Genomic DNA, 20,600 nt, shown 5'->3' on the forward strand with positions numbered 1-20,600 from the left:
TCGAGCGTGGATGCATCCCGCCAGGGAGTGCTACGTCTATGTTTCAGCAGACGTTTCAACAGGCTACGACGTCACCGGACCGGCAAATGGGCATCTATTCCGAGCACGTTTTTCCGCGTCTCATGGAGAGCGGCCTCAAGGGCGAAGTGCACCGCGGCTATCGGCGCCGGGCGCTCGCTCGCGCGCACGGAGAGGTGCTGGAGGTCGGCTTCGGGACCGGATTGAACCTCGACTGCTATCCGGAGTCCGTGCGCCGGGTCACCGGCCTCGATCCCGCGGCGGTGCTCGAACGCCGCGTGCGCAGGCGCGTCGCCGAGGCCCCCTTCCCCGTGGAGCGCATCACGCTCGACGCGGCCGACCGGCTGCCCTTCCCCGACGGCCACTTCGACACCGTGTCGAGCACCTGGACGCTGTGTTCGATCGAACGACTGCCGACGGCGCTCGTCGAGATGAGACGGGTACTCAAGCCCTCGGGAGAACTCCTCTTCCTCGAGCACGGGAGGAACGGCGGGCGGTGGGTGGCCCGCGTCCAGGATGCCGTCAACCCCCTTCAGAATCTCGTCGCCTGCGGCTGCAACGTGAACCGGAAGATCGACGAGGAGATCGAGGACGCCGGGTTCCGGATCACCCAGCTCGAGCGCTTCATCATGCCCGGCGTACCCCGGGCGCTGGGGTCCGTCTACCTTGGCGGGGCCCGTCGGGCCAGCGGGAGGCAACTCACAAACCCGCAGCGAGTCAGGCGCTGAGCGTTCTTCGCGCCAGAGAGGCCCCGGCCAGACCCGCGACCGCGGGACCGAGGAGGAAGAGGAGAGCCAGGGCCCAGTGGCCCGACGAGGGGTCCGTGGCGGAGACCCAGACGCCGATGAGGCCGAGGAGACCCGGACCCCAACCGGGAGCGAGCCCCCAGAGGAGCGGACGCGCACCCCGATGCCACCGGGTGAGCGCGAATCCGATGGCGAGATAGAACAGACCACCGAGCGCGATGAGGCCCGCTCCCGGACCGACCGGCAGGTCGCGAAACACGAGGGCCAGTCCGACGAGACCCGCCAGCAGGCACACGACGATCGACCCGGTGATCTTCACGGTGATCTTTACGGCGGCTTTCATGGCGTGCGAAGATGCGGTGCGCTTTGCAGTTTCTCAAATCTCAAATCGCCCATGCCCGCGACCGCGCGAGGCGCCGTCCCGGAGGAAATCGATGAGACCACACTCGTCTCGCAGGCGGCCAACGGCCTCCGTCGCCTTGAGTTGGATCGCCATCCCGCTCGCGGTCATCGGCCTCGCACTCGGGGCCCGGGCCGACGACGCGTCGGCCGACGGGATTGCGATCGGGAGCGGGGCGGCGGAGCTCGAAGATCTCGCCTGGATCGCGGGCCACTGGGGCGGAGAGGCGATGGGGGGACAGATCGAGGAGGCGTGGTTCAGCCCGGCCGGCCGGTCGATGTCCGGCTCCTTCCGGCTCGTGAGGGACGGTCTCGCGATCATGTATGAGCTGCTTCTGCTCGAGCAGGACGACGACGGCGAGATCTACTATCGCTTCAAGCACGTGGGACGCGGTTGGGCGCCCCGCGAGGAGACCGCGCTCGAGTTTCGTCTCACGGAGCTGGAAGGACGCAAGGCGACGTTCCGGAATACGGCCCCGGAGCCCCCCGAGAACGGATTGTCGTGGTTCACCTACGAGAGTCCGACGGAGGACGCGCTGCGCGTGACGATTCACGGGAGCCGCGGCGGGGATCCCACCGTGTTGGCGATGACGCGGCGCTGAACCGTATTCCGGAGACCACGTCAGACGTTTGACTTCATGAACCCCCTCGGAGGGAGGAGCCTCGAATGGCGGCTTACACTTGCGACGAATGCGGGATGAGCATCGGGACGATGACGTGCGGCCAGTGCGGCGCGGAACTGACTCACGATACGCTGGTCAAGGATGACGGCAGCGCCGTCCATGTCTCCCGGTGCCCCGCGGGGCACGGCATGGTGAAGTCGCCGATGTGCTGCGGGCAGGATATGGCCTGCCGGGTGTAGTAGCCGGCGGTGATCGCCCCGAGGTGGCCGGGAATTGAACCGGGGGCGAGGAATCGCCATCCTTATGGAGACGGTCCGGACCTCGGGGGAGACGGTCCGGGCCTCGACCAGCGGGGGTAACGTGAGTGTATTGCGGTTGCGAACCAGGTGGGGCCTGCTCGCGGCGCTGGCCCTGGCGGCGGGTGCCGTGCCGGTGGGGCCGATCGCGGCGCAGGAAGAAGCGGAACGACGCACGGCCGAACTCATCGGCCAGGTGGTGAGCGCCTCGACCGGGCTCCCCATCGAGGGCGCCACGGTCCAGTTCATGGGGAGGGTGGCCGGCGCGATCACCGACGCCGAGGGGAACTTCCGGGTCCCCAACGCGCCCGCCGGGAAGGACTCGCTCGAGGTCCGTTTCATCGGCTACGAACCGAGCTACGCCGTCCTCGAACTTCAGCCCGACGTGACGACGCGCGTGACGCTGACCCTTTCCCGCACCGTCGTTCGCATCGCGGACCTGACGGTCGAGGTTCGGCAAACCCGCCGCGCACGGAACCTGACCGGCTTCGTGGAGCGCATGGAGAAGGGGTTCGGGACGTTCTACACGCCGCGCGAGATCAGGACCCGGAACCCGCGCCTCCCCAGCGACCTGTTGCGCGGCGAACCGAACATCTCGGTCGGCCGCATCGAGTACGGGCGTGCCGAAGTCTATCTGGGGCAGGGGGCCCGGCTCGGATGTCCGCCGGCGCTCTACCTCGATGGGATGTACCAGTCGGGGATGCAGTTCGACGACCTCCCGAAGGAGGACCTGGGCGCGGTCGAGGTCTACAAGCGCGACGTCGAGACGCCGATGGAGTTCATGCGTACAGGCTCCACGTGCGGCGCGATCGTGGTGTGGACGCCGGGTGGCCCCGGCTTCCTGGACTGGGCCGGCGACCTCCCCGAGCCGTTCGAGTAGCCCCGATCCCGGGCGACCCGCGAGGGCTTCGTCGTCAGTCCCGCCCTCCCGCGGGCTCGCCGTTCAGGGACAGCGTCCATTCGAGTTCCATGTCCTTCCGGAGCGAATGGTAGACCGAGCAGTATTTCTCGAACGAGAGCATGACGGCGCGCCGCGCCTTCGCCTCGTCCACCTGCCCGGCCAGGTGAAACTCGAACTTCAGCCCCTTCAGGTAGCGCGGCGCCGTGTCCGAGCGCCGGAACCGGGTCGAAACCGAGAGCGCAGTGAGGGGTTGGCGTCCCTTCTGCAGGATGTGGACGACGTCGATCGCGGCGCACGCGGCGACCGCTTCGACGAGCAGGGCGACGGGGCTCGGGGCTACCCGCTGATCCCCGTCGATCCGCGTCTCGAACCCGGCCCGTTCGGCCGTGAATTCGAGGCCGCCGTTCCAGCGGAGTTGCGTTTCTTCGCGGGTTTCTTCGAGGCTCATCACGGTCCTTCCGGCTGGAGACGAACGCCGCAAACATAGACTCGGGCCGCTGAAACCGCTCCCGGACGGGGGGCGTACGGGTTCTTCAGGAGGTGCCACATGCTCGACTTCATTGGGAACTTTCTCTGGCTCATCGTCACGGGCGTCCTGTCCATCGGGGGGTACGTGACGATGAAGAAGTTCGTCCACCGACGCCTGCGCTTCGTCGACGGCGTGCACCGGCGCGGCGTTCCCGTCCTGGCAGGCGTCGCGGCCTGGGCCGTCGCATTGCCGGCCGCCATTCTTCCCATCCTGAACCCGATCACCGCCATCCTGTTCGGCATCGGAATCGGGGCAGGCGTCGCGGCGGGGAGGCGCGAAATCAAGCGCCTCCCGAGCCCCTGAGTCACCAGGGGCTGCGGGCGCCCGCGGACGGCCGCGGGTGCGGCGTAGCGGCCGGGCCCGACGAACTCACCAGGCGACGGGACGCGACCGCGATCGTGTACACGCGCTGGCTGGCCGGCGACAGGATGTAGGCGCGCGCCCCATCGTCGGAGAAGAGGATCTCCCGTGGCTCGCCGGGCAGGGAGATCTCGCCGATCCTCTCCCCGGATGCCATGGCCGCAACGGTGACGGTGCGGCTGGCTCGGTGTGAGATCCACGCTTCCCGTCGCCCGGCATGAAAGGCGATCCGCACGGGTTCCTCGCCGCCGCTCGGAAACCGCCTCAGCTCTCGAAGATCGTCGAAGTCGCCGAGCACGCTGACCGTGTGATCTCCGCTGTTCACGACCCACACTTCGTCGCCCGCCGGTGCGACCGCGACGCCGCCCGGCCGCCGACCCGTCGGGACCCGCCTCGACATGACGGTCAAGCGGTCGATCACGGCGACGTCCTCAGACCCGGAATTCGTCGTGAACACGCGACGTCCATCGCGACTGACCGCAATGTCGGTCGCGCCCTGTCCCCCGGTCCTCCACAGCATCATGACTTCACCGGTCCGCGCATCGACCTCCACCACGCCGTTCTCAGCTTCGCTCGTCATCCAGAGCCGGGTCCCGCCCTCTCCGACCGCGATGGCGCCGAGTTGCCGGTAGTCCCGCGGCTGGAAGACCGCATGGACGCTCCGCGCTTCGAGGTCGATGACGGTCACCCCACGCCTCAGAGGCGGCGCGCCCGCACCTCCATCCGACGACAGCGCGGCGCCTCGCCGCCCCAGCGGCTCGGGCTCCCAGGCGTAGCTCGTCACGTATGCGAAGCGGCCATCCGGACTCAGGGCCACACCGCGGGCGTCGGGGCCGGTGGGGAGGCTGGCCACCACGCAGTAGCGGAGAGGGTCCACCAGCAACACCCTCGGGGCCGCCGCGCCCGACGTCACCAGAGGGATGAGCCGGGGGCCACCTGCGGGGCCTTCCGGGGGCAGAGTCCGCTGCGCGGCGACGGGGGTGGCGAGTGCGAGACCGAGAACGGAAATCGTGAAGGGCGTGTGAAGGAGTCTTGGGGTCGTCCGCACCGTCTTCCCTTCTTCCACGGCGGGCACGACCTCTGCCCGGGATCCGGAGTGAGCCCTGTTGGAGTGAGTCCTGTTGGAGTGAGTCCTGAAGTTCGCGATGTCCACTTGAAATACCCGGCGCGGCGGGCAAGGTGCCCGGGCGGGCTTGTCCCGATCCTCCAATGGGACATTATGCGATCATGACCTTCTCCGTCGACCCCCATCGCCTCACGGCCGTGCTCCTGGACCTCGTTTCCACGGACTCCGTGAACCCGGCCCTCGTGCCCGGAGCCCCGGGGGAAGCCGCGATCGCCCGCGTGACGACCCGCCACATGCGCGAGGCGGGGCTCACCGTGGACCGCTACGAACCGGAGCCGGGCCGCCCCAGCGTCGTCGGACGCCTTCCCGGCACGGGGGGCGGTTCCACCCTGATGCTCAACGCGCACTACGACACGGTGGGCGTGGAGGGTATGGTGGACCCGTTCGCGGGCCGGGTCGAGGACGGCCGGCTGTACGGGCGCGGCGCCTACGACATGAAGGGCGCGCTCACCGCCTGTATCGAGGCGGCGCGGCTTCTCCGGGACTACGGAACCCGCCTCGCCGGGGACATCCTCGTGGCCGCGGTCGCCGACGAGGAGTACGCGAGCCTCGGCACCGCCGACCTGGTCGCGCGGCGCGCCCGGGGCGAACTGGATTTCGACGCGGCGATCGTCACAGAGCCCACCTCCCTGGATCTCTGCGTCGCTCACCGCGGCTTCACCTGGATCGAGATCACGACGCGGGGCCGCGCCGCCCACGGGAGCCGCTACCGCGATGGCGTCGACGCGAACCTTCGCATGGGCCGCGTCCTGCACCGGCTGGAGGGACTGATCGAGGAACTCCTCGCGCGTCCGGGCCATCGGCTGCTCGGCCCCCCCTCGATGCACGCGGCGCTCGTGGAGGGCGGGACCGGGATCAGCACCTATTCCCCGCGCTGCACGCTCCGGGTCGAGCGACGTACCGTGCCTCCTGAGACACAGGCGTCCGTGGAAGGCGAGATCTCGCGCCTTCTCGAAGATCTGCGCGCGGAGGACCCCTCGCTCGACGTGGAGTGGAAGACCTTCTTCCACCGCGAACCCTTCGAGACCACGCCGGAGGCGCCGATCGCGGCCTGCGTGTCGCGCGCGGCTCGCAGGGTGCTGGACCGGGATCCGGCCGTGATCGGCGAGTCTCCCTGGATGGATTCGGCGCTCACCCAGGCGGCGGGGGTCGACTCCGTCGTGATCGGACCGCACGGCGCGGGCGCCCACGCGGACGTGGAATGGGTGGACCTCGACTCGTGCGTGCGCCTCGCCGAGATCCTCGCCGAGGCCGCCGCCGACTACTGCGGCTGAAGGGCCCCGACAGCCGTCACATCCCCGGCTGACGTGCGGGTTCCCCCGCCACGCTCTCGCACGGCGCGAGCGGCGAGGACAGCCCGGCCGAACAAAACGCCGAAGTGGCCCGAGCTGCGACCCAGCTCGTGATCAGGGGGTGCGGCAGGAAGCCCTCGGTCGGGGTGTATTCGAGACCTTCGAGGACCCCTGCGTAGGGGCCGAACCCCGATACGCGGTACGGGACCACCAGGACCCGGCGTCCACGTTCGCCCATGTCGGCGACCGCCGCCCGGATCTCCCGCTCCGCCTCCGCCCTCGCCTCGGCCCAATCCTCCCTGAGGGTGGCCAACCGCACCTCGCCGTATCCCGCGGACCGCAGCGCCTGCGCACTCTGCCCCATGGCATCGAGAAGGTGCTGGTTCTCCGCCTCCACGCCCATGCCGTGCGCGAGGAGCAGGAGGCCGGTCTCGGGCGGGTGTGCGCCGGCCGAGCCGGCACGGTCGAGGAGAATGCCCGCTACCTCGTCGGAACCCGCGAGACCTTCCCGCGTCAGCAGGATCCGGCCGCTCGTTGCGAGCGGGTCGAGTTCCGACCCGTCGACCATGCGGTGCCCCACCATCGCCATGCGCGGGGCGTCGGGGCGCAGTCCGAAGAGGAATTCCGTCGGGTGCAGAAAGGAGGCGCCCGAGACGAACAGTCGCACCACGGCCACGGTGTTGACTCCCTCGTCCTCGAGGGCATCCAACGCAGCCTGCAGCGTGCCCGGGTCCGCCATGCCCAGAGCCAGCGCCACGGGGATCCGGTCGCGTAACGGCTCGATGGCGGCCTCGACGCGACCGTTCCAGTCCTCACCCGCGCCGTGGGCCATGACGAGCACCCCGGGACGAGTCTCGGCGGCGGCCGACGGCGGTTTCCCTTCCGGATCCGCGGCAGGTCCGGTGACCCGGGGAGACACGTTCGCGGACGCGCATCCGCCCAACGCCCAGAGCACGGCGAGAGCGGCGTACGGCGCACGCGTCCGGGGCAGGCGAGCGGTCATCTGGTTACCCCTGCGCTGACAATGACATTGATAATGATACTGACACTGAGACTCGTTCTCATATAGGAGGGGCGGAAGAAAAAAGTTCCCTCACAGCGAACGTCGCAAGGATTAACGGCGCTCTTCTCCGCTCGCGGGCAGGTTGGCGAAGATCACGTTGGGCGCGCCCGAATTCGCGGTGATGATCTCGGGGAAACCGTCCCCGTTCAGATCGCCGACTGTGACCCCATAGGTGCCGCAGTCATCGCACCCGAACCGGAACTCCTCGAACGGTTCGCCCGTCTCGGTGCCCCGGTTGAAGTACACGGCGTTCCGGGCGCCGGCGTTGGCGACGATGATGTCGAGGTCCCCGTCGAGATCCAGGTCGGCGAGGACGACGGCATAGCTCTGATCGTCGTCGCGCCCGAACATCCGGCTTCGCTCGAAGGTCCCCGTCTCGTCGCCGTAGTACACCGCGTTTCGTTCACCGATGTTCGCCACCACGACATCGGCGAAGTCATCGCCGTTCACGTCGCCGGTCGCGACGCCGCGCGTCTCGTCGCTGCCGGTGCCGTAGGCGGTGCGCCGATCGAAGGCCCCTGCATCGTTCCAGTGGATCGCATTGGCCCCGCCGTCCCGGTTGGCGAGGACGAGATCCAGGTCCCCGTCCGCGTCGAGATCCGCCGCCGCGACATCGATCGTGGAGTCGTCCCCCGCCCCGAACGGCGTCCCTTCGTCAAAGCCTCCGGCGCCGTCGCCCCGGAAGATGAAGTTCTGCCGACCCCGATTGACGACGAGGATGTCCGTGTTCGCGTCGCCGTCCAGGTCTGCCAGGGTGAGACTCCGGGTCGAACTCGGAGTGCCGAAGGTGCCGCTCCTCTCGAAGCGTCCGGTCCCATCGTTCAGGAACACGAGGTTGCGGGTGCGATCGTTCCCGGTTGCGATGTCGAGGTCGCCGTCCCCGTCGAAGTCGGCGAGGGGGGCCGCGTACGTGCCGTCCTCCTCGTCCCCCAGCCGGCGGGCCAGCGTGAACCCCGCGCGTCCGTCGTTCAGAAAGATCCGGTTCTGCTCGGGCCAGTGCCGGCCGTTGGCCACGACGATGTCGAGCGACCCATCGCCGTCCACGTCGCCTAGGTGGACCGAGGCCGTGAGCCGATTCTCGGGACCGAGCGGGCCCAGCGGCCGGAACGTCCGCTCCTGCTGTCCACTGACGCCGCGCGCGGTGCACGGGACGGCCGCGAAGACGCACGCAGCGAGGAGCGCGGCGCTCCGCCGGGGCATCACGCGGCGCGGCATCACGTGGCTCCGGTCCATTCGAGGCTGCGCTCCCACAATTCCCGGGCCAGATCGGCATCGTACGCCTGCGCCTGGGCGCGGACTTCCTCCTCGACCTTGAAGTACCGTCCGGTCACGTCGTCGCGGGAGGGGTCCTCGACGAGTCGCATGACGGCGCGGCCTCCGATCTCGGGCCGGGTCAGCAAACTCCTGGTCATGCGCATCAGGAGACCGAGTGTACTCCGGTTCCTTCTCGCGATCCGCGTCCGGAGCGTCCCCGGGTGCAGGGTGTTGGCGGTGATCCCCCGATCTTCCCACCTCCGAATCGACTCGAACGTGAAGAGGACGTTGGCCAGTTTCGTGTCTCCGTAAGACTTGAAGCCTCCCCTCCAGGCGTCGCCGCGCGCGATGGCTTCGAGCCCGGCCCGCCGCAGATCGCCGTAGCGGTGCGCATCGGAACTCACGTTGACGATCCGGCCGCGCCCGGCCGCGAGGCCGTCGAGGAGCAGGTGCGTGAGGAGGAAATGGCCGAGGTGGTTGGTCGCGAACATCATCTCGAAACCCTCCGGCGAGATCTCGCGGCGGTGCAGCCACGCGCCGGCGTTGTTCACGAGGATGTCGATCGCGGGCAGCCGAGCGGCCAGGCGCCCGGCGAGCGCCCGTACATCGGACGGGCGCGAGAGGTCGGCGATTTCGAGGCGAACCTCGGCGCCCGCGGCGGCACCTGCCCGCTGCATCTCCGCCAGGGCCTCCTCTCCGCGCCCGCGGCCGCGGCAGATCATGGTCAGGTCCGCACCCGCCTGGACGAGCAACTCCGCCGTCGATTTGCCGACACCGGAGTTCGCCCCGGTGACCACGGCGATCTGTCCCTTGACGCTCATGTGGTCCCCTGTGTCCATGGCTCCACTCACCGGGCGGGGAGGGCGAAGGCCTGGAGTTTCGAATCGACCTGCCCGTCGGCGGAGGTGGCGACCACGACGAACTGCCGCCCGGCACGAGTGCGGTACGTCATCGGGTTGCCGCGCCCCAGGCCGTCGCCCAGGTCCCCCCGCCACAGCGTGCGGCCGTCGCTCACATCCATCGCTTCGAGCCACGGCGTCCCGCCGGCCAGGAACACGATCCCGCCTGCCGTCACCAGGGGTCCCGAGGTCGTGCCGTGGCTCTGCGGCGTCCCTCCCATCGGGGGCGGGTCCAGCCCCGCCAGCGCCGGGTGCTGGCGGATCGCCGAGTCGTCCCCGAAAGGACGCTGCCACAGGTGCTCGCCCGTGTTGAGGTCGATCGCGGTGAGCGTGCCGTACGGCGGCTTGATGATCGGAAGCCCGCCCGCCACCGAGAGGGTGCTCGCGAAGTTCGGTAGATAGTCCGCGTCGCCGGCGCCCCGTTCCCCCTCGGCGACCCGGGCGAGGAACGGGTCGTCGTAGGCTTTCACGAACATGTGCCCGCTGGCGGGATCGATGGCGGCGCCGCCCCACCCCACCCCGCCGATGAGGCCCGGCATCATGATCGTCCCCTCGACCGAGGGCGGCGTGAAAATCGGACCCGTCCGGTGGCGGCGGAACACCTCCAGCGCTTCCGCCCTCAGCTCCGGCGTGAAGTCGATCAGGTCATCCTCGGTAATGCCCTGCCGGGAGAAGGGCGCCGGCCGCGTCGGGAAGGGCTGCGTCGGCCACGGCACCTCTCCCGGGACCGTACTCTCGGGCACGGCGTGCTCCTCGACCGGCCACACGGGCTCGCCGGTCAGGCGGTCCAGCACGTAGGTGAACGCCGTCTTCGTCACCGCCACCACCGCGTCGATCCGCCGTCCGTCCACCTCGATCGTGACGAGGCCCGGCGGCGCGGGCAGGTCGTAGTCCCACAGCCCGTGGTGCACCGTCTGGAAGTGCCACACCCGCTCGCCCGTGCGCGCGTCGAGGCACACGAGCGACTCGGCGAACAGGTTCTGGCCCCGCCGGTGGCCGCCGTAGAAGTCGTTGTTCGGAGTGGAGACGGGCAGGTAGACGAGCCCCCGCTCGGCGTCGAGCGAGAAGGGCGCCCACACGTTCGCCGAGCCGGTGTAGGACCACGACTCGTCCTCCCACGTTTCGACCCCGAACTCGCCCTCCTTGGGGATCGTGTGGAAGGTCCACAGCAACTCGCCCATGCGCGCATCGAACGCCTGTACATCGCCGGGAGGGTTGTTCCGGTAGATCCGGTTGTCCGGGACCCCGCTGCCCACGATGACGATGTCCTCGAACACGACCGCGGGAGAGGTATTGGAGATGTGGAGCCGGTTCGCGTCCCAGGCGAGACCCTCGGTGAGGTCGACCTCGCCCCCGTCGCCGAAGCCCGGGACCGGCGCTCCGGTGGCGGCGTCGAGCGCGATCAGCCGCCAGCGGGTGTTGAGGAAGATCCGCCGCTCCCCACCGTCGCTCCACTGCGCGATCCCGCGGTGACAGAAGCGGCATCCGCGGTGGAGGTTCCCCCACTCCCAGGAGCGGGGATCGTAGCTCCAGAATTCCTCGCCCGTCTCCGCGTCGAGGGCGACGACGCGGTTGTAGGGGGTCGAGAGCCACATCGTGTCGTTGATGACGATCGGCGTCGCCTCGAACGCCCCCGGCGCCACCCGCTCGCCCTGGATGGGGCTGGCCGCGTCGGGGATCGGCGTCTCGCCCGTCTCCCAAGTCCACGCCGCCTCGAGTTCGGTTACGCTGGAGCGGTCGATGTCGTTGAGGGAAGAGTACTTGAGACCTCCTGGATCGCCCCCGTAAACGGGCCAGTCGTCGGCCGCGTAGGCCGCGGACGAAGCCCCTTCGCCGGTACGAGTCCCGGGTGTGCCGCAACCGGCGACGGCGAGTCCGATGACCAGGGCCCGGACAGCTGCGGGGGGCGCGGGTCCGCGGTCAGCCGTCCTCATCGACCACCGCGATCACCTTGACTTCGATCAACACGCCGGGGCTGTACAGTTCGGTCGCGCCTACCGCCGTCCATGACGGAAGCTCCGGCAGGAACTCGTCCTTGGCCGGCCTCGGTGCGCGTGAAGGCGGTGGGAGCATCTCTACCTCGCGGATGGTCGGAAACTCGAGTACGGGAGCCGGAATGTGCGGAGAACGCGCGCGGCCGGCGAGCCCGGGACTGCCTCCGGGCGCTGGCGTCGCCGTGGCGTCAGCCTGCGATCCGGGAAGACGGATTGTGCTCCCGGGCGTACTGGAGGCAGGCCTCCCAGTCCGCTTCGTAGAAGGCTCTGGCCCTCTCGAGTTGCTCGTCGGTGAGCAGCGGCTCGGGGTTCAGGAACCGCTCCGGCGCCACGCGTCCGAGACCCACGCCGAGGTGCCACGCGAGCCGTCGCGACCGCACCCGAAGCCAGCGGCGCGCGGGGTGCTCGGAGCGTTGCCGCCGTGTGAACGGCCCGCGCCGGCCCACCTCCCGCAGGAACCGGTATTGCCGGTCGCCATACGAGCGGTTCACGGGGCGGAAAGCGATCTCCGTCTCGTCGTACGACGCCCCCACATAGTCGGCGATCGCGCGCACGAACCCCTGCGGATTCGCGACGAGCCGGTCGAAGAAGAGCACGAGCGGCCGATGCTCGAAGTGCTCCTCCAGCACGCGTATGCGCTCGCGGAAGAGGGCCGAGGCCTGGGGACGGACCCCCGCGTCCCGCTCGAAATCGATGAAGCTCTCGAACGGCACGTAGCGGAGTTCCTTGATCTCCCGCAGGTACACCGAACGGAGCCATCCGTCGTGGCGGCGGAGGACCAGGATCGGGCGGGCGGTCGGCGCGGCGCGCGCGAACCACGACACCGACGGCGTGAACTCGCGGTATCCCAGCTGCCGCGACACGAGAACGGGGAGATCTCCGCCCATGGCGATGATCCCGGCGCTCTGCCGGAACCGGGTGCGCGGGATGTAGCGCACGCCCCGGAAACGCGGGAAGACCTGCTCCTGCAGCCACCGGGACGCCGCCCTCCCCGCCCCGACGTGGAAATAGATGTCCGGCCTCATCGAGGCTCCGCCGGGCGACGGGGCCGCGGAATCCAGCGGGGAACGCTGCGGCAGTACGCGTCGAAGGGCTCGCCGAACGTCCGGCGCAGATCCGGCTCCTCCTTGAGAACGACGAAGGCGGTCAGCCACAGCCAGTAGGCGAGCGCGTACGCGAGCAGCCACGCAGACGAGAAGAATACGGCCTCGCCGAGGAGGATCAGCACGACGCCGAGCAGGAGCGGATGGCGCGTCCGCGCATACCAGCCGTCCTTCACGAGTACGGTCGGGGCCACACCCGGGACCGCGGATGTCCGCCTCCGGAGCAGGCGCACGGCTGACCAGAGATAGAGGTACACGCCGAAGCCTCCGAGCGCCGCACCGAGCCAGCGGAAATGCCCGATGTCCACGGCGAGCAGCGGGATTCCGCCTGTGCGCCGCAGGATCAGGGTCGGAATGCCCACCATGAAGACCCCGTGCAGGACGACCCCGGTGAGCGCAGTCCTGAGCGCGGCAGTGAGTGACGGCTTCATCGAGACGCGCTCCTGAGGTCGCCGGTGCGCCGTCCGCCAGAACGCACCAGAATAGCAGCGATGTGACGCCGACGTGGACTCCGGCGTCTCCCGGTCGTCCGCATGAATCTACAAGCGCTTGACTGCGGCCGGGACGATCTCGCCTGGCCAACCCGAGGGATTGCCATGGACCACCGACGAGGCGTGGCGGGGGCGGCTCTCCTCGTACTGCAACTCGCTGCGAGTCCGATCGGCGGGGAGGCCCAGCAGGAGGACAACTGCAACGGCCGGGCCTCCCTGCGGATCGCGGTTCGAGACGAGTCCGGGTCGGTCGCGATTCCCAATGCAACGGTCCTGCTGCGCTGGACGGAGTCGGAGGCGGTGCGGAGGCCCGTACGCCAGGTCACTCAATCCGATGGCCGCCTGTTTCTCTGCGCGCCTGGGGAGACCCGGCAGGCTACGCTGTGGGCGGAGTTCGCCGATGCTTCCAGCGGGGAGGCCGTTGTCACCCTGGAGCCCGGCGTTACGCGCGAGGTCGAACTCAGACTCCTCGTCTCGTCCGGGAGGACCGGGCGACTCATCGGCCAGATCCGAGACGCCAGAACGGAGGACCCGGTGGCGGCGGCCGCGGTTTCGCTCGCCGGACGTCCCGAGACGGTCCAGACCAACCGGCGCGGACGGTTCATCATGAGCGGCGTCCCGGTCGGCGTCTACGAACTCTCCGTGCGACACCTCGGCTACGCACCGCTCTCTCATCCCATCAGCGTATCGCTCGGCATGACGACCGACGTCGAGGTGGGGCTGGTTCCGGACCCGGTGGAGATGGAGCCACTCGTGGCTACGGCAACGAGGGTGCGTCGGCTGGAAATCAAGGGCTTCTATGAGCGAAAATACTGGGGAGAGATGGTCAGTGGAGGCACCTTCTACACGGCCGCCGACATCGAGCGCCGCCGTCCCGTGCTCATCTCTCACATGATCTCGGATGAATCCGGGATCAAGCTTACCTGCGGCATGCGTCGTTCCAAGTGCCGATTGGTCAATACGAGACGGTCTGTCGGCTTCGCGAACGAAGACTGCGTGATGAGCATCTATCTCGACGGCTCGTGGATCAACCGGAATCCGCGAGATACGATCGACGACTTTGTCATACCGGTCGAGATCGCGGGCCTCGAAATATACAGGGGCGCCGCGTCGCTTCCGGCGGAGTTCGGCGGATACGCTTCCGGGTGCGGCGTAGTTGTGATCTGGACGAAATAGTCTCGACGTGAAGAACTCCGGACCCTCGCCGCGCCTCAACGGGACCGAGCGAACCTCATCCGACGTCTCAGCCGTCGCGCAGGGCGTCGAGGAACACGTCGCCGTACTGCTCGAGCTTGGCGGGACCGATGCCCGGGACGCGCAGCATGTCCTCCGGCGTGCGGGGACGGAGGTCGATCAGATCCCACAGCACCTGATCGCTGAACACGATGTAGGCCGGGACGCCGCGCGCGTCGGCCAGTTGTTTCCTCAACGTGCGCAGGCGCTGGAAGGTCGGGTCCGACGGCGACCGGTCGATCTCCGCCGCGGCCGTCCGCGGCCGGACACTCGAGGTCCGCGTCTTCCGCTTGAGGACGGGGAGCACGTCCACCAGGTCGGTCACGCCGACACCGGTGCAGACGTCGCACGACTCCCCGCACGCCTCGAACTCCTCGCCGAAGTAGGCGAGCAGCCCCCGGTGGCGGCACGCATCGCGGTCGGCGAGACGGAACAGGTCGACCGCCGCCTTCCGCTTCGCCTCGCGAGTCGTCGGGTCGTCGATCTCGTCGAGGAAACGCTCGCGCACCTTGACGTCGGCCCACGAGTAGAAGAGGACGCAGTCGCTCGGCAGGCCGTCCCGCCCCGCACGTCCGATCTCCTGGTACCACGACTCGATGTCCGACGGCATGTCGCGGTGGATGACGAAGCGCACGTTCGACTTGTCGATCCCCATCCCGAACGCGATCGTCGCCACGACCACATCTACCTCGTCCCGCGCGAACGCGTCCTGGTTTTCGGCCCGCGCCCCGTCCTCGAGCCCCGCATGGTACGGCACCGCGTCGACCCCTTCGCGGCGCAGGAACTCGGCCATTTGTTCGACGGACTTTCGCGACAGACAGTAGAGGATCCCGCTCTCGCCCCGGTGGCGGCGGATGAGCCCGAGAATCTCGGCGCGGGTATTCCCTTCCCCCTTCTTTCGACACACGACGCGCAGGTTGGAACGGAAGAAGGATCCCTTGTAGCCCTCGGGCTTCCGCATCCCCAGTTGGCGAAGGATGTCCGCGGCGACCCGGCGGGTGGCGGTCGCGGTGAGGGCGAGGATCGGCAGGCGCTCGCCCCCGTTCTCGCCCATCTCGGCGGGTCCTGCGGCTCTGGCGGCGAGGAGTTCGTCCCGCAGCCCCTGGAGTGCGCGGTAGGAAGGGCGGAAATCGTGTCCCCACTGGGAAATGCAGTGCGCCTCGTCCACGACGATCAGAGACACCGGCGCCCGGCGCAGCCGCTCGCGCATGCGGGGCGACAGGGCCTCGGGCGCCAGATACACGAGTTCGTAGACGCCCCGCTCAAAGCCGGCGAGCCTCCGCCAGCGCTCGTCGGGCGCGAGCGAGGAGTTGATCGCGGTGGCCCGGAACCCGAGGTCGCGCAGCGCGTCGACCTGGTCCTTCATGAGGCTGATGAGGGGGGAGAGGACGACGACCGTTCCCGGCATGAGCCGCGCCGGGATCTGGAAGGTGAGCGACTTCCCCGCCCCGGTCGGCATGACCCCGATGCAGTCCCGCCCCGCCAGGACCGCGTCGATGATGTGCGCCTGCCCCGGCCGGAATTCGTCGTAGCCGAACACGTCGCGCAGGACGGATCCGGGGTCGGGGGTTCGGAGTTCGATCATGGCGGCAAACATACGACCAGTCTCGGATCGCGGCTCAACCGGATCGCAACGGCGCGACCGCGGGCGACAGTCGCGCGAGGTCGCGCGCGCCGCGTGCGCGGGGAAACCCTTTCTGTGCTGCCGACGTCTGTAGAGGTTGAGGAGTCAGGCCGCGCGTGGCTCAAGATGTCCCTGCCCCGGAGGTGTTCGATGTCGACGCGTTCCCCCCGATCCGGCCCGAGGGTCGGACTTCTGCTCACCGGGATTCTTCTGGTCTGTGGCGCGTGTGGGGGCGGCGGCGCGGCGCCCGACTACACGGCAGTGGAACTGGAGGCAGCGAAGGCCCAGCTTCGGGACCACGCGCGGCTCCGCACCTTCGAAGCCGGCAAGCTGTTCGGCGACGAATGGGTCGCCCGCGCGCCGCACGACGCGGAACTCCGAGGCCTCTACACCTACCAGCTGGTGGGCTGGCGGCTGTCGAGAGAGGTCCACGAGCAGGCCGATGCGATCCTGGCGGACGACCCCGACAATCCCTGGGGCGTTTACGCGAAGGCCTACGCACACTTCGTCGACGGCGAATCGAAGCTCGCCCACGAGATGGTGCTCGAAGCGTGGGAGGCTTCGCCGCAGCCGGAGTTCGCCTTTCTCTACCTTCGGGCTTTGAGCCGGGACGATTTCGAGGCGGCGTGGCAGTTCCTTGAGTCGCTCGATGAAGAGACCCGTGGGTGGCCGGAGGTCCTCCGCATGCAGGCCGAGCTGGAGTCCCAGGCCCGCTACCGACGCGAGGATCCGACCTGGGCGGATTCCAGCCGCGCGACGTGGGCGGAGTTCAAGGAACGGCACCCGGACCATGTGCTGGGCTACACGAGGCTGGCCAACGAGGCTTACAACGCCCGGCGCATGGACGAGTGGACACCGCTCATGGAAGCGGCCCTCGAACTGGCGCCGGGATCGTCGGAAGTGCGGGGGCAGCACTGGCGGGGTCTGTGGATGTCGGAACTCCTTCCGAGAGAGGAACGCCGACCGGCCATCGACGCGAGCATGGCGGCATTCCGCGAGGCGGGCCCCGAGACGCCGCCGGGCCTTTACGCGATGGCTTCGATGTACCGGGACATGGGGGACGAGGAGCGGGCGGCCGAACTCGAAGCCCGCGTAGTCGAGAGCGACCCGGGGAGCTTCTACGCTTCGATGGTCTACCTCGCCGAGTTGCAGGGGGCCAACGACAAGCTGTCTGAGCTCCGGGAGGAGCACGGCCCGGATTCGCCGGAGCACCGGGCCCAGATCGGAGTCGTGCAAGATGCCGTCTACGAGTACCTGGAGCGGCCGCTGTACAACGACACCTACAAGGGCACCGCCTACATCACGCTCTATTTTGCTCTCAACTCGATGGATCCGATTCCGGTGGAGGACTTCGCCGACGCGGTGAGGGGACTCGCCGAACACGAGCGCCTCAATCCCCACATCACGTTCGGGTCGGCCCCGCTCGCCATGATCGACAACACGCCCTATGCCCTGGAAGCGGCCGACATCGTGCGGGCGGGGGTGCCCGCCATATTGGAGCGCGTCATGGAGTCGCGCGACTTCTTCGATACCGAAGGTGAGTTCGACCAGGCGCTCAGGTCCTCCTTGAGCAGCATCTACGACGTGATCGGCTGGGCCTTCGTCAAGGCCGGCCGCGCGGAGGACGGGCGTCACACACTCGAGCGCGCGCTGGCGATCGCCGAGGACAACCGCGATGTCCGCTATCACCTGGGGCAGGTTTACGAGCAGCTCGCGTCCGAGGCGGAGGAGGGGGGCGACACCGAGGCCGTGACGGAGTGGTTGGACCGGGCAGAAGACTCCTATATCGCCGGATTCGGAGCCAGCCGGGGCACAAACCCCAACGAGGCCGCGCTCGAAGCGCTCTACGAGAGCCGCAACGGGAGCCGCGAGGGGATCGAGGAGTACCTCGCCACCCTGGACGAACGGGACCGGATCCGGCGCCGTGAGCGTATCCTGGAGTCGCGGGTGGAGGCCGCCGGGACGTACGAGCCATTCCATCTCGCGCGGCTCGATGGCGAGATGGTCGACTCGGCGGACCTCGAGGGGAAGATCGCCGTGCTGCACTTCTGGGGGACGTGGTGCGGCCCGTGCGTCGTCGAGATGCCCGAGTACCAGAAGTTCGACGAACGCTACCGCGAGGACCCGGAGGTGCAGGTGGTCTCGATCAGCAACGACCGCACGAACGAGGTTATCGAGGAGTATCTGGCGAAGAACGACTTCGACTTCACCGTGCTCATGGACGACGGCTACGTCGGACGGGCGGGGGTGTCTGCGTGGCCGACCACGTGGTTCGTCGACCGGGAGGGCTACGTCCAGTTCGTGAAGATCGGCACCGCGCTGAAGTTGGACGAAGAGTTCTCGTGGCGCGTGGAAGCACTCCGCGAAGAGGCGACCAGCCCCTGATGTCGCTGCGTTCGCGTGGGTCCGGTTGTGGGTTCGGCGGACTGCTTCTCGTCTGCGGCGCCTGCGGCGGCGGTCCCGCACCCGACCACACGTTCGAGGAACTCCGGGCGGCGAAGGTCGAGCTTCGGGACCACCTACGGCTGAGGACGTTCGCCGAAGGGATCGAACTCGGTAGAGAGTGGATCGATCGCGCCCCCGATGATGCCGAGCTCAGAGCCCTGTACGCACACCAACTCGCGGGCTGGAACCTAGGCCGGGAGGTCCGGGAGCAGGCCGATGCGATCCTCGCCGAAGATCCGGATCATCCCTGGGGCCTCTATACGCGTGCTCTCCAGTTTTTCGCCGAGGGGGACTGGGAGCTTGCCGCCGAGCCGAGTCTGGAGGCGTGGGAGGCTCTGCCACGCCCGGAGTTCGCCGCGGCCCATCTTCAGGCGACGCTGGGGAGCGGGGTCGAAGAGGTTCGTTCCTTCCTGACTTCGCTGGACTCGGCAACGCGCGCGGCACCGGAGGTCCTGCGCAGACAGGCGGAGCTCGAGTCGTGGGCTCAATACGAACTCGACGACCCGACGTGGGCGGACTCGAGTCTCGCGACCTACGCCGAGTTGCGTGACCGGTGGCCGGATCACGTCGACGGTTACCTGGGTGCGGCGGAGAACCTCTTTCGCGCCAACCATGCAGCGGAAGCGCTACTGCTGATCGAGGAGGCCCTGGCGCTCTCCCCCGCGTCCGTCGATGTGCGGAGGCTGCACTGGCGGATCCTGTTCGAGTCCGACGTACTTCCGGCCGAGGAGCGACAGCCGGCGGTGGAGGCCAGCGTCACGGCGTTCCGGGAGTCGGGGCCGGAATCGATCCATGGGCTGTCGGCGGTGGCGGGCATGTATCGGAACATGGGCGAGGTGGCGGGCGCGGAAGAACTCGAGGCCCGGGTCATCGAGCGCGCACCCTTGAGCCGCCACGCAACGCGGATCTACGCCCGCGAGTACAACGCCGAGAGCAGCGAGCTGAACCGGCTCTATCAGGCGGAAGGCCGCGATTCCCCTGAGTACATGGCGCAGCTCCCCGTGGTGCGTGACGCCATTCACCGGTTCCTTGAACGACCGCTTTATTCGGATGGATACAAGGCGAGCGCCTACATGCGCCTCTACTTCGCGCTCAGGGACATGGACCCCGTCCCCGCGGAAGAACTGGCCGACGCCGTCCGGGGGCTCGCCGCCCACAACGATCTAAACCCGCACATCACGTACGGATCCGCGCTGCTCGACATGGTCGAATCCACGCCTTATGCGCTGGAGGCGGCCGAGATCGCGCGGACTCGCGGCCTCAAAAACGCCGTCGACCGTGCCCGGCTCTCTCGCAACTCCTTTGACACCGAAGGAGAGTGGGAACAGTCCCTGCGCTACTACCTGAGCATCGTCCACGATGCCATGGGATGGGCCTACTTCAAGGCGGGACGGATCGACGACGGGCTGCACTCGCTGGAGCGGGCTCTCGTCCTCACCGAGGCCAATCGCGAGACCCGGTATCACCTTGGGCAGGTTTTTGAGCACTTTGCCGACGAGTCGGAGGACAGTGGAGACGCCGCAGCGGCGGTCGAGTGGCTCGACCAGGCCGAGGATTCCTATATCGCGGGCCTCGGGAGTACGCGCGTGGGCGAGAACCCCAGCCAGGCCGCGATCGAAGCGCTCTATGAGCGCCGCAACGGCACTCGCGAAGGGATCGAGGAGTATCTCGCCACGCTGGACGAGCGCGACCAGATCCGGCGTCGCGAGCGCATCCTGGAGTCGCGGGTCGAGGCGGCGGGAACGTATGAGCCGTTCCGACTTGCCCGGCTCGATGGGTCGCTGGTCGACTCGGCCGACCTCGAGGACAGGATCGCCGTGATTCACTTCTGGGGAACCTGGTGCGGCCCGTGCATCGTCGAGATGCCCGAGTACCAGGAATTCGACCGCCGCTACCGCGACGACCCCGAGGTTCGCGTGGTCTCGATCAGTAACGACGCGTCCCGTGATCTTGTGGACGAATACCTCGAGCGAAACGGCTTCGATTTCCAGGTCCTGATGGACGACGGGTACGTCCAGCGGGCGGGCATCGGGGCCTGGCCGACGACCTGGTTCGTGGACCGCGACGGCTACATCCAGTTCGTGAAGATCGGAAACGCCTCGAAGCTCGACGAGGAGTTCTCGTGGCGGGTAGAGGCGATCCGGGAGGGGCCGGAGGGCCGCTGACCAGGCCCGCGGGGCCAGGAGTCGTGCCCGCGGCCCCGC

The 20,600-nt window shown here is 68.6% G+C and carries 20 protein-coding genes; 9 read left to right on the forward strand and 11 right to left on the reverse strand.

The features are described from left to right. Positions 1-86 precede the first annotated feature (86 nt). Positions 87-746, forward strand: coding sequence for a class I SAM-dependent methyltransferase (locus ACOOHF_RS15700; protein WP_420462380.1), 660 nt, complete (start codon positions 87-89; stop codon positions 744-746). Here ACOOHF_RS15700 and ACOOHF_RS15705 read toward each other — a convergent pair. Next, positions 736-1,107 (reverse strand): hypothetical protein, encoded by a 372-nt coding sequence (locus tag ACOOHF_RS15705; protein ID WP_420462381.1) that lies wholly within the window; start codon positions 1,105-1,107, stop codon positions 736-738. The two genes, ACOOHF_RS15700 and ACOOHF_RS15705, sit on opposite strands and share 11 nt — an antisense overlap. Before the next feature lie 91 nt (positions 1,108-1,198). Between ACOOHF_RS15705 and ACOOHF_RS15710 the strand changes: the two genes are divergently transcribed. The 3 genes from ACOOHF_RS15710 (at position 1,199) to ACOOHF_RS15720 (ending at position 2,962) form a co-directional block, all read left to right on the forward strand. Then, a complete protein-coding gene (locus tag ACOOHF_RS15710) occupies positions 1,199-1,765 on the forward strand; it encodes a DUF6265 family protein (RefSeq protein WP_420462382.1) in 567 nt (188 codons plus the stop codon). A gap of 65 nt (positions 1,766-1,830) precedes the next feature. Then, positions 1,831-2,025 (forward strand): hypothetical protein, encoded by a 195-nt coding sequence (locus tag ACOOHF_RS15715; protein WP_419935770.1) that lies wholly within the window; start codon positions 1,831-1,833, stop codon positions 2,023-2,025. 34 nt (positions 2,026-2,059) lie between these two features. After that, positions 2,060-2,962, forward strand: a complete 903-nt coding sequence (locus tag ACOOHF_RS15720) for a carboxypeptidase-like regulatory domain-containing protein (protein WP_420462383.1) — start codon at positions 2,060-2,062, stop codon at positions 2,960-2,962. 34 nt (positions 2,963-2,996) lie between these two features. On the opposite strand, the gene ACOOHF_RS15725 is transcribed toward ACOOHF_RS15720, so the two are convergent. Next, positions 2,997-3,431: an OsmC family protein gene (locus ACOOHF_RS15725; protein WP_419935772.1), complete on the reverse strand. Its 435-nt coding sequence runs from the start codon at positions 3,429-3,431 to the stop codon at positions 2,997-2,999. 99 nt (positions 3,432-3,530) lie between these two features. Between ACOOHF_RS15725 and ACOOHF_RS15730 the strand changes: the two genes are divergently transcribed. Beyond that, on the forward strand, positions 3,531-3,815 hold the full coding sequence (locus ACOOHF_RS15730) for a hypothetical protein (protein WP_419935773.1): 285 nt from the start codon (positions 3,531-3,533) through the stop codon (positions 3,813-3,815). Position 3,816: 1 nt separating this feature from the next. Here the strand turns inward: ACOOHF_RS15730 and ACOOHF_RS15735 are convergent, their stop codons facing one another. Beyond that, a complete protein-coding gene (locus tag ACOOHF_RS15735) occupies positions 3,817-4,938 on the reverse strand; it encodes a hypothetical protein (protein ID WP_420462384.1) in 1,122 nt (373 codons plus the stop codon). A 161-nt stretch (positions 4,939-5,099) separates the two neighbouring features. Here ACOOHF_RS15735 and ACOOHF_RS15740 point away from each other — a divergent pair, with 161 nt between their 5' ends. Continuing rightward, positions 5,100-6,272, forward strand: a complete 1,173-nt coding sequence (locus ACOOHF_RS15740) for a M20/M25/M40 family metallo-hydrolase (protein ID WP_420462385.1) — start codon at positions 5,100-5,102, stop codon at positions 6,270-6,272. Between the two features lie 16 nt (positions 6,273-6,288). Here ACOOHF_RS15740 and ACOOHF_RS15745 read toward each other — a convergent pair whose 3' ends face one another. The 7 genes from ACOOHF_RS15745 to ACOOHF_RS15775 all read right to left on the reverse strand — a co-directional run bounded on the left by ACOOHF_RS15745 (position 6,289) and on the right by ACOOHF_RS15775 (position 13,034). Further along, positions 6,289-7,293 (reverse strand): sirohydrochlorin chelatase, encoded by a 1,005-nt coding sequence (locus tag ACOOHF_RS15745; protein ID WP_420462386.1) that lies wholly within the window; start codon positions 7,291-7,293, stop codon positions 6,289-6,291. A gap of 111 nt (positions 7,294-7,404) precedes the next feature. After that, positions 7,405-8,586 (reverse strand): FG-GAP repeat domain-containing protein, encoded by a 1,182-nt coding sequence (locus tag ACOOHF_RS15750; RefSeq protein ID WP_420462387.1) that lies wholly within the window; start codon positions 8,584-8,586, stop codon positions 7,405-7,407. Continuing rightward, positions 8,568-9,446 carry an SDR family NAD(P)-dependent oxidoreductase gene (locus tag ACOOHF_RS15755; protein WP_420462388.1) on the reverse strand — a complete coding sequence of 293 codons (879 nt, stop codon included), beginning with the start codon at positions 9,444-9,446 and terminating at the stop codon, positions 8,568-8,570. Before ACOOHF_RS15755 ends, ACOOHF_RS15750 begins: the two co-directional genes overlap by 19 nt. 8 nt (positions 9,447-9,454) lie before the next feature. Beyond that, positions 9,455-11,440: a pyrroloquinoline quinone-dependent dehydrogenase gene (locus tag ACOOHF_RS15760; protein WP_420462389.1), complete on the reverse strand. Its 1,986-nt coding sequence runs from the start codon at positions 11,438-11,440 to the stop codon at positions 9,455-9,457. Continuing rightward, entirely contained in the window at positions 11,427-11,579 is a 153-nt protein-coding gene (locus tag ACOOHF_RS15765; protein ID WP_420462390.1) for a hypothetical protein, read from the reverse strand. The genes ACOOHF_RS15760 and ACOOHF_RS15765 overlap by 14 nt, the downstream gene beginning before the upstream one ends. Before the next feature lie 109 nt (positions 11,580-11,688). After that, positions 11,689-12,525, reverse strand: coding sequence for a hypothetical protein (locus tag ACOOHF_RS15770; RefSeq protein WP_420462391.1), 837 nt, complete (start codon positions 12,523-12,525; stop codon positions 11,689-11,691). Then, positions 12,522-13,034, reverse strand: coding sequence for a methyltransferase family protein (locus ACOOHF_RS15775; protein ID WP_420462392.1), 513 nt, complete (start codon positions 13,032-13,034; stop codon positions 12,522-12,524). Before ACOOHF_RS15775 ends, ACOOHF_RS15770 begins: the two co-directional genes overlap by 4 nt. A gap of 165 nt (positions 13,035-13,199) precedes the next feature. Between ACOOHF_RS15775 and ACOOHF_RS15780 the strand changes: the two genes are divergently transcribed. Continuing rightward, positions 13,200-14,270, forward strand: coding sequence for a carboxypeptidase regulatory-like domain-containing protein (locus ACOOHF_RS15780; RefSeq protein WP_420462393.1), 1,071 nt, complete (start codon positions 13,200-13,202; stop codon positions 14,268-14,270). A 67-nt stretch (positions 14,271-14,337) separates the two neighbouring features. Here ACOOHF_RS15780 and ACOOHF_RS15785 read toward each other — a convergent pair whose 3' ends face one another. Next, entirely contained in the window at positions 14,338-15,912 is a 1,575-nt protein-coding gene (locus tag ACOOHF_RS15785) for a RecQ family ATP-dependent DNA helicase (protein WP_420462394.1), read from the reverse strand. A 189-nt stretch (positions 15,913-16,101) separates the two neighbouring features. Here ACOOHF_RS15785 and ACOOHF_RS15790 point away from each other — a divergent pair, with 189 nt between their 5' ends. Beyond that, entirely contained in the window at positions 16,102-18,336 is a 2,235-nt protein-coding gene (locus ACOOHF_RS15790) for a redoxin domain-containing protein (RefSeq protein WP_420462395.1), read from the forward strand. Further along, positions 18,336-20,561, forward strand: coding sequence for a redoxin domain-containing protein (locus ACOOHF_RS15795; RefSeq protein WP_420462396.1), 2,226 nt, complete (start codon positions 18,336-18,338; stop codon positions 20,559-20,561). The genes ACOOHF_RS15790 and ACOOHF_RS15795 overlap by 1 nt, the downstream gene beginning before the upstream one ends. Positions 20,562-20,600: the final 39 nt, after the last annotated feature.

This window comes from Candidatus Palauibacter sp. (genome assembly GCF_965216145.1).
Taxonomy (GTDB): Bacteria; Gemmatimonadota; Gemmatimonadetes; order Palauibacterales; family Palauibacteraceae; genus Palauibacter.